Origin of the sequence: Nocardia sp. NPDC006982 (assembly GCF_042869435.1) — a bacterium.
Lineage (GTDB): Bacteria > Actinomycetota > Actinomycetes > Mycobacteriales > Mycobacteriaceae > Nocardia.
Window position 1 is genome coordinate 889,330 of sequence record NZ_JBIAFV010000001.1, and the last position, 8,095, is coordinate 897,424.

The following is an 8,095-nucleotide window of genomic DNA, read 5'->3' on the forward strand; positions in this document are numbered from 1 at the left end:
TGGCACCGAGTGCGAGGAGTTCACCGCGATGACCGACCCCGTGCACGGTTTGACGGGTACGCTCACCTCGCCGATCCGGGGCCCCGGAATGCTCGGCGAAGTATTGGTTGCGATTCGCGGGGGCACGGAGATATATATCGCGCGGGCGGCCGAGCCGATCTCGGCCGGTGAAACCGTCCTGATCATCGCGGTACAACCGGGCCGCATCGTCGATGTGGTGCCGTGGATTCCGCTGGAACCCGTCCCGGTCGACGACATCTGACACCGCGACCGAAGTTATGAACTGCCAGGGAGGCACAGTGCTGGGTTATCACGTTCCAGATCCTGACGAGGCGATGCTGGTCAGCGGCGGTACGAGCAAGGACAACGCGCCCTTCGGCGTAGTCATCGGGCGCGGCAAATGGGTGATGCCGTTCTTCCGCAAGGTGAGCTATCTGTCGCTGGCCATGTTCGAGGCCGAGATCAAGGAACGCTGCGTCACCAAGCAGGCCATCCAACTCGAGGTGCGCGCGGTGATCGCGTTCAAGGTCGCCAACGATACCCAGTCGATCGTCAATGCGGCCCAACGCTTTCTGTCCGAACAGGAGCGGGAGATGTCGGTGCTGACCGGCCGCATCTTCTCCGGACACCTGCGCTCGATCGTCGGCTCGATGACGGTCGAGGAGATCATCCGCGAACGCCAGCGGCTGGCCGACGAGGTGCTGGTGGCCTCCAAGGTGGAGATGAGCAATATCGGTCTGTGGGTGGATTCGTTCCAGATCCAATCCATCGATGACGGCAATCTGGGGTACATCACCGCCTTGGCCGCACCGCACAACGCGGCAGTGCAGCGCGATGCGCAGATCGCGCAATCACAGGCCGCGCAGCGTGCCGCCGAGGCCGAACAGGAATCGCTGCGCCGCCGAGCCGAATATCAGCGTGAGACCGCCATTCTCCAGGCGCAGTATCAGCAGGATATCGATAAGGCCAATGCCGAAGCGGCACAGGCCGGTCCGCTGGCCGAGGCCAAGGCGATGCAGGAGGTGCTCACCGCGCAGGCCGAACAGGCGCGCAAAGAGGCCGAGTTGCGTGAGCAGCAGTTGCAGGCCGAAGTCGTGAAACCCGCTCAGGCCGAAGCGGAACGGGTGCGCATCCTCGCCGAGGCCGAGGCGGATCGGACCCGGATCCAAGCCGAGGCGGCGGCGTCGAACAACCGGATCGCCTTGGACCAGTTGCTGATCGAGCAGCTGCCGGAAATCGTCAAGCAGGCCTCCAACGGGCTGGCGAACGCCAACCTGACGGTGCTCAACGGACCCGACGGTGTCGGCGAATTGGTCAACGGAATGGTCGGTCAGGGCCTCACTGTATTCAACTCGTTACAAAAGGCGCTTTCATCCAACGACGGGGATAATGCGGGCTAAAGTGGCCGAGTAGCGACGGCGCGAGGAGCGGGTGTTGGTGTCCATCGGGAAATTGGTGTCGTTCGACAGTTCGCGGGGATTCGGGTTCATTCGGCCCGACGATGGTGGCCCGGATGTGTTCGTTCATGTGAACGACATCGGACTGGACGAGGATGAACTGCGCCAGGGGCGGGTGTTCGAATTCGATGTGACCGAGGGTGATCGCGGTCCGAAGGCGGTCAACCTCGCGGTGGTCGGCGGTCAACCACTACCACCCGCTCCTCGGCACAAAAAGGACAGATCCGGCTCCGGCCAGCTGACCGTCACCGAACACAAACGCCTGATCACCGAGCTACTACTGGACGCGAGCCCCGCCCTCACCGCCGGTGAGATCCTCACCATCCGCGACCGCCTCACCGCCTTCGCCGATCAGCACGGCTGGCTGGAATAGCGCTACTCGAAGTTCACAACCTTGTCGGACCTGCGATCTACGATCGAGCTCGAGCCCGCACCGATGAATCCGCGTCGCCCGCGACGTCGGCACAGGTGAGGAGCGAACCCGAGGAGGATCGTGTGGACCTACCGGTCATGCCGCCTGTCAGGCCGATGCTGGCGAAAACGGCACCTTCGGTGCCGCACGAGCCGGGCCTGAGTTACGAACCGAAATGGGACGGATTTCGCTGCGTAGTGTTCCGCGACGGCGACGAAGTGGAACTCGGTTCCCGCAACGACCGCCCCCTCACCCGCTATTTTCCCGAGGTCGCCGAACTGTTGAAGGCGGCGCTGCCGGATAAATGCGTGGTGGACGGTGAAATCGTGGTGGTCACCGATGAGGGACTCGATTTCGACACCCTGCAGAACCGGTTGCATCCGGCGGCCTCGCGGGTCAACAAGTTGGCCAAGGAAACACCGGCCAGCTTCGTCGCCTTCGATCTACTCGCTCTCGGCGACAAGGATCTGACCGGTGAGCCGTTCGCCGAACGCCGACGACTGCTGCAGACCATTCTCGATACCGAACTCGCCCGCGTGCACCTGACTCCGATCACCCAGGATCCCGCCGTCGCCGAGGACTGGTTCACCCGCTTCGAGGGTGCGGGTTTCGACGGCGTCATGGTCAAGTCCAACGAGCTGGCGTATCTGCAGGACAAGCGGGTGATGCTCAAGGTCAAACACGAGCGCACCGCGGACTGCGTGGTGGCCGGTTTCCGCTGGCACAAGGATGGCGAGGGCGTCGGTTCGCTGCTGCTCGGACTCTTCGACGACGAGGGCAATATGCATCATGTCGGGGTGGCGAGCAGTTTCACCGCGGCCAAACGCAAGTCGCTGGTCGATGAGCTGAAACCGTTGCGGGAGAACGCATTGGCGAATCATCCGTGGCGGGAATGGGCCGATGCCGCGGCCCAGGCGAAAGCAGATGGCAAGATGCCGGGCGGGGTGAGCCGATGGACCGGCGGTAAGGATCTGTCCTGGGAGGCGCTGCGTCCGGAGTTGGTCGCCGAGGTCCGCTACGAACATGTGCAGTCCGGCCGATTGCGGCACGGCGGCAGGCTGGTGCGCTTCCGATCCGATCGCACACCGGAGTCGTGTACCTACGCCCAACTCGACGAGGTCGCGCCGGCCGAATTGAGCGCCATCTTCACCGAAGCCCGGGGGCAATGATGACCGAGTCGGTCGATATCGAGGTGGACGGCCGAACCGTCGCCATCAGCAATCCGAACAAGGTCTACTTCACCAAACGCGGTGAGACGAAACTCGATCTGGTGCGGTACTACCAGGCCGTGGCCGAACCTTTCCTGCAGGTGGTGCGTGATCGGCCGCTGCTGCTGGAGCGTTATCCCGATGGGGCCTCCGGTAAGTCGTGGTTCCAGAAGCGGGTGCCGAAATCCGCGCCGGATTGGCTGCACACCGTCGAGGTCGCCACGCCCAACGGCACCACCAGCGATGCCCTGGTCGCCCACGATCTCGCACACATTCTGTGGGCAGTGAACCAGGGCTGTCTCGGCTTCCACGTCTGGCCCAATCACATCGACGATCTGAATATCGCCGATGAGCTGCGCATCGACCTGGATCCCTCCCCCGGCATCACCTTCGACGATCTCAAACACGCCGCCGTACTCACCCGTGAGCTGTTCACCGAACTCGGCATCGACTCCCGCATCAAGACCTCCGGCTCGCGAGGATTGCACATTTACGTTGCGCTGGAACCGAAATGGGACGGCTATCAGGTGCGCGCGGCCGCGGTCGCGCTGGCTCGCGAACTGGAGCGGCGGCATCCGGACGAAATCACCGCACAGTGGTGGAAGGAGGAGCGCGGCAACCGCGTCTTCGTCGACTTCAACCAAAATGCCCCGCACAAAACGGTTTTCGGCGCGTGGTGTGTGCGCCCGAAGGTCGGCGCGCAGGTCTCCACGCCGATCGCCTGGTCCGATCTGGATACCGTTGTCCCCGAGGAATTGACCATTGCCACCGTCCCCGCGCGGCTGACGGAATCCGGTGACCCGTGGGCGGACCGACCGGCCCAGTCCATCGAGCCGCTGCTGAAAATGTCGGAGCGGGATATGACATCCGGGCTCATGGACGCACCGTGGCCGCCGCAATACCCCAAGATGCCGAACGAGCCGCCCCGGGTACAGCCGAGCCGGGCCAAGAAGCCGGAAACAGAGGGCTAGCTACCGGGAGGCTATTCGGTCCAGAGCACCCACACCTTGCTCTCACACGTCACTGCACGCCCGTCCGCGGTGCGGGCACTCTTCGTCGAACCGTCGCATTTGGTCCCCGGCTCCGCGACGGTGCCGCCGACGGTGTACGGACCGTTCCACTGGTAGACACCGCCGCTGGCCAGGCACAGCAGTGTGTTGCCGTCGGCCCCCGTGCCGATGCGGCCCGGCTCGGTGCACACCGCGCCCTTCTTCGGGGCCACCTGGCTCGTCGGCGCCGCGGCCGAGGTGGCCGGAGGTGTGACGACGGTCGGCGCCACCGAGGGTTGAGGGACGGCGGTCTGGGCGATGGTGGAGGGCAGCGCGACACTCGATACGCCCGGGGTCCGGTTCACCCCGGACAGCGCGTCGGAGAGGTTGCTTCCGGACAGCACGACGTATCCGGCGATACCGACCACCTCGATCACACCGAGCAGCAGAGCGCACACCGCCATCGTCTTGCCGCGCGGATGGCTGAAGGCGATGAACCCGAAGACGATCGCGACCGGAAACAGGCCGAGTAGCGCAGCCACCAACGCGACGATCGCATACGGGTTGACGATGGGCGGAACCTCGACCCGTAGGCGACCGGCCCGGGTAGGGCGTCGGGCCGGCGGCTCGGCCTCCGGCCAGCGGTCGTTGGGATCGGGATCCGGCCACCGGCCGATCGCTCCGGTCTCCGGCTCGTACTCCTCCGGTTGCGCCTCCGGCCAGCGCTCGCGCTCACGGTTATCCGTCCGTGCCATTCAGGTCCCTCTTCCACACCACCAAACCGCGCAGGAACCACGAACTGCCCGGACCCGCCCCGATACCGACAAAGGATAGGGGCCGACGGCCGCAACATCATCCGAAACGGCCGATCAATCGTCATCAAACCGTAATCGCGAACGCCACCATGTCAACTCGGCCTCTACTCGGCACCGGGGCGACCGGACTCGGCACGGGGCGGTTCGGGCACCGGAGTAACAAACCGGCAAACACTACTCGCGCCGCGCGCCGTCGAGGTACATGCTGGTCTCGGGACCGACCCATGTGGTGACGTCAGCAGAGGAGGGATGCATGCGCGGTGAATCCGGTTCGAAGGGACAACAGCGACGGCCGTGGCATTCCCACGCGGGCGATCTACTCGGTGACGACTACAACGTGCCCGGCATCATTCTGTGCGCGCTCGGCATCGTCGCCATGGCGTGCACACTCACCGCAGCCGGTTACGGCTTCATCGGCTGGACCCAGATCGGTGCGATGATCACCGCCGCATTGTGGATCTCCGGAATCGGCGCACTGCTGGTCGAGCATCGCCGCGAGGAAGTGATCGAGCGAAAGTACGGTCGCAACGGGCACGCGCCCGGGCATGTGCGTCGCGTCCGCTACAGCGCGACCGAGCGCAGGATCGCGGCGGGTGAAAGGCCTTCGGAATTGCCGAAATAGCCCGCGTCGCAAGGTCAGCGCCCGGGATCCACCTTCGGCATGGTTTCGGTCACCAGTGTCATCAGCATGTCGGACAGCAGCGCGTGCACCTGCTCGCGGGTGAGGGCGCCACGGGTGATCCATTCTCGGCCCGCGACTTTCACCAACCCACCGAATGCGCGGACCATGGCGCGCAGTTGCGCACTGTGCGCCGACTCCGCGCGCCCGACCATCAGCAGCATCCGCTCGGCCGCCGCGTCATCGGCCTGATCCAGGATCTGCTGCACCTCGGGATCGTCACCGACGCCCTCGTGACTGGTCACCTTGACCCATGTGCTGCCGTGTTCGGAGATCACATCCAGCAGCCAGTGCACACTCGCATCGACGCGTTCGCGATCGGTGCCGGTCGGCGCGACCATATCGTCGAGGCGCGGCAGGGTGACCATCCTGCGCACGACCGCGAGATACAGGTCGCGCTTATTGCCGAAGTAATGGTTGATCAGCCCGCGCGCGACACCGGCGCGCTGCGCGAGTTCCGCGGTGGAGACCGCCGCGTAGGGCCGCTCGCCGAACATGTCGATCGCGCACTCCAGGATCTGTGCGCGGCGCTCGTCCGGTTCCAGCCTGCGCCTGCGCGGCTGCGCCTCGGTGTCGTTTCGAGCGCCCCGCAAGCGATCGCTAGCGGCGATCTCAGAGTGACCTGGCAATGAGATCCTTCATAACCTCGTTGCTGCCCGCGAGGATGCGCAGCACGCGGGCACCAGTGTAGAGCTGGGAAATCGGATACTCCGTCATGTAGCCGTAGCCGCCGAACAGTTGCAGGCAGCGATCGACCACAATACCGAGTTGGTCGGTCAGCCAGTACTTCGACATCGCAGCCGTGGGAATATCGAGTTCGCCGCGCAGATGTTTGCTGATGCAGTCGTCGAGGAAGATCCGGCTCACCTTGGCGATGGTCGCGCATTCGGCCATCTCGAATTTGGTGTTCTGCATCGCGAACAGCGGCTTACCGAAGGCCTCACGCCCCTTGGTGTAGTCGACGGTCAACTGCACCGCCTTCTCCATCATCGCGACCGCGATAATGCCGGTGACCAGCCGCTCCTGGGCCAGCAGCTGCATCATCTGATAGAAGCCCTGGCCCTCGGCCTCGCCGAGCAGATTCGAGGCGGGCACGCGCAGTCCGTCGAAGAACAGCTCCGCGGTGTCCTGGGCCTTGCCGCCGATCTTGTTCAGGATGCGGCCGCGCTTGAAGCCCGGGGTGTCATCACCCACCTCGGCGAAGATCAGCGAAACGCCCGCCGCGCCCTTGGTCGGATCGGTCTTGGCGGCGATGATGATGCCGTCGCAGAGCCAGCCGTTGGTGATGAAGATCTTCGACCCGGTGATGACGTATTCGTCGCCCTCGCGGACCGCGCGGGTCTTGATGTTCTGCAGATCCGAGCCGGTGCCCGGTTCGGTCATGCCGATGGAGAGCACCATCTCACCGGTCGCAGCCTTGGGCAGCACCCGCCGCTTGAGGTCTTCGGTACCGAAGTGGTGGATATAGGGCGCGATGATCGAGGTGTGCACGGCCATGCCCATCGAGCCGTCACCCGCGAAGGCCTGTTCCTCGATAATGGCGGCCTCGTGCGCGAAAGTGCCACCGCCGCCGCCGTATTCGGTCGGGGTCGCGGTGCAGAGCAGGCCGAGTTCGCCTGCCCGGTTGTAGAGGGCGCGGTCGGGATGTCCCTGCGCGACGAACTTCTCCTCGTGCGGGACGACCTCCTTTTCGAAGAAATTCCTCGCCAGTTCCCGGACCGCCTCGACCTCGTCGTCACTCCATGCCGCGCGTGCCATCGCAGAAATCCTTTGCTCATCGCGCGGGCCGTCGCACCCGCGTCTCGTCATCAGAGTGGCGCACTATTGGCACAATGTCAACAAGGTGGGCACACGGCTGGTTGACCTGAGGTTTAGGCGGGCGGAATGCGGATCAGCCGGTTGACCGCACAGGCAGAACTGATCGGCAAAACATCGCCGAGGGCGCGCCTGACGAGGTCGGGCATGCGGCGACCGAACCGTTGGACACAGTGCCGTCCGATCTGCACGGCACGGCCGACTACCGCAAACGGGTCGGGGCGGTCGTGGTGGCCCGAGCCTGGTGCCGCGCTGTTGAGGAGGCGAGTAATGAGTGACATCGATATCGAGGTGCGGGTCAATGGACGGGCCCGGCGCCATCGGGTGCCGCCCCGGCTGACGCTGGCCGACTATCTGCGCGAAATTTGCGGGCTGACCGGGACCCACCTGGGCTGCGAGCACGGGGTGTGCGGTGCGTGCACGGTATTGCTGGACGGGCAAGCGGTACGCGGCTGCCTGGTCCTGGCTGTGCAGGCCGACGGTGCGGAGGTGACGACCGTGGAGGGGATCGCATCGCCGGACGGCCGGTTATCCCCGGTGCAAGCCGCTTTCCATGACTGTCATGGGCTCCAATGTGGTTTTTGCACACCGGGTTACACCGCGTTGCCCGAGATCGCCGCGGCCACCGGCGCCACCTAGCAGCAGCTGAATCGTGGATGGCTGCACCCTCGCACTGGCCTGCCGGGCGGTGCATTGGGGACCGGTGCGGAGTCGAGGCGG

General features: G+C 64.9%; 9 protein-coding genes and 1 pseudogene. 7 read left to right on the forward strand and 3 right to left on the reverse strand.

The features are described 5' to 3' along the window. The first annotated feature begins 28 nt into the window (after window positions 1-28). The 5 genes from ACFYOW_RS03905 to ligD all read left to right on the forward strand — a co-directional run bounded on the left by ACFYOW_RS03905 (window position 29) and on the right by ligD (window position 4,048). The gene (locus tag ACFYOW_RS03905) at window positions 29-262 is read left to right on the forward strand and encodes a hypothetical protein (protein WP_387284267.1); all 234 of its coding nucleotides are present in this window, start codon (window positions 29-31) and stop codon (window positions 260-262) included. 37 nt (window positions 263-299) lie between these two features. Then, window positions 300-1,400 (forward strand): flotillin family protein, encoded by a 1,101-nt coding sequence (locus tag ACFYOW_RS03910; RefSeq protein WP_040690060.1) that lies wholly within the window; start codon window positions 300-302, stop codon window positions 1,398-1,400. A gap of 31 nt (window positions 1,401-1,431) precedes the next feature. Further along, the gene (locus ACFYOW_RS03915; RefSeq protein WP_387284272.1) at window positions 1,432-1,830 is read left to right on the forward strand and encodes a cold-shock protein; all 399 of its coding nucleotides are present in this window, start codon (window positions 1,432-1,434) and stop codon (window positions 1,828-1,830) included. Between the two features lie 122 nt (window positions 1,831-1,952). Continuing rightward, the gene (locus ACFYOW_RS03920; RefSeq protein ID WP_387284274.1) at window positions 1,953-3,038 is read left to right on the forward strand and encodes an ATP-dependent DNA ligase; all 1,086 of its coding nucleotides are present in this window, start codon (window positions 1,953-1,955) and stop codon (window positions 3,036-3,038) included. Continuing rightward, a complete protein-coding gene (gene ligD / locus ACFYOW_RS03925) occupies window positions 3,038-4,048 on the forward strand; it encodes a non-homologous end-joining DNA ligase (RefSeq protein WP_387285992.1) in 1,011 nt (336 codons plus the stop codon). Before ACFYOW_RS03920 ends, ligD begins: the two co-directional genes overlap by 1 nt. Window positions 4,049-4,059: 11 nt before the next feature. Here ligD and ACFYOW_RS03930 read toward each other — a convergent pair whose 3' ends face one another. Continuing rightward, window positions 4,060-4,821: a DUF4190 domain-containing protein gene (locus tag ACFYOW_RS03930; RefSeq protein ID WP_387284276.1), complete on the reverse strand. Its 762-nt coding sequence runs from the start codon at window positions 4,819-4,821 to the stop codon at window positions 4,060-4,062. 313 nt (window positions 4,822-5,134) lie between these two features. On the opposite strand from ACFYOW_RS03930, the gene ACFYOW_RS03935 reads away from it, so the two are divergent. Further along, a complete protein-coding gene (locus tag ACFYOW_RS03935; protein ID WP_387284278.1) occupies window positions 5,135-5,503 on the forward strand; it encodes a hypothetical protein in 369 nt (122 codons plus the stop codon). A gap of 14 nt (window positions 5,504-5,517) precedes the next feature. On the opposite strand, the gene ACFYOW_RS03940 is transcribed toward ACFYOW_RS03935, so the two are convergent. Then, on the reverse strand, window positions 5,518-6,189 hold the full coding sequence (locus ACFYOW_RS03940) for a TetR/AcrR family transcriptional regulator (RefSeq protein ID WP_387284280.1): 672 nt from the start codon (window positions 6,187-6,189) through the stop codon (window positions 5,518-5,520). Continuing rightward, a complete protein-coding gene (locus ACFYOW_RS03945; protein WP_387284282.1) occupies window positions 6,173-7,318 on the reverse strand; it encodes an acyl-CoA dehydrogenase family protein in 1,146 nt (381 codons plus the stop codon). Before ACFYOW_RS03945 ends, ACFYOW_RS03940 begins: the two co-directional genes overlap by 17 nt. A gap of 327 nt (window positions 7,319-7,645) precedes the next feature. On the opposite strand from ACFYOW_RS03945, the pseudogene ACFYOW_RS03950 reads away from it, so the two are divergent. Beyond that, window positions 7,646-7,972: pseudogene (locus tag ACFYOW_RS03950) on the forward strand ((2Fe-2S)-binding protein); the annotation flags it as partial. Between the last annotated feature and the right edge of the window lie 123 nt (window positions 7,973-8,095).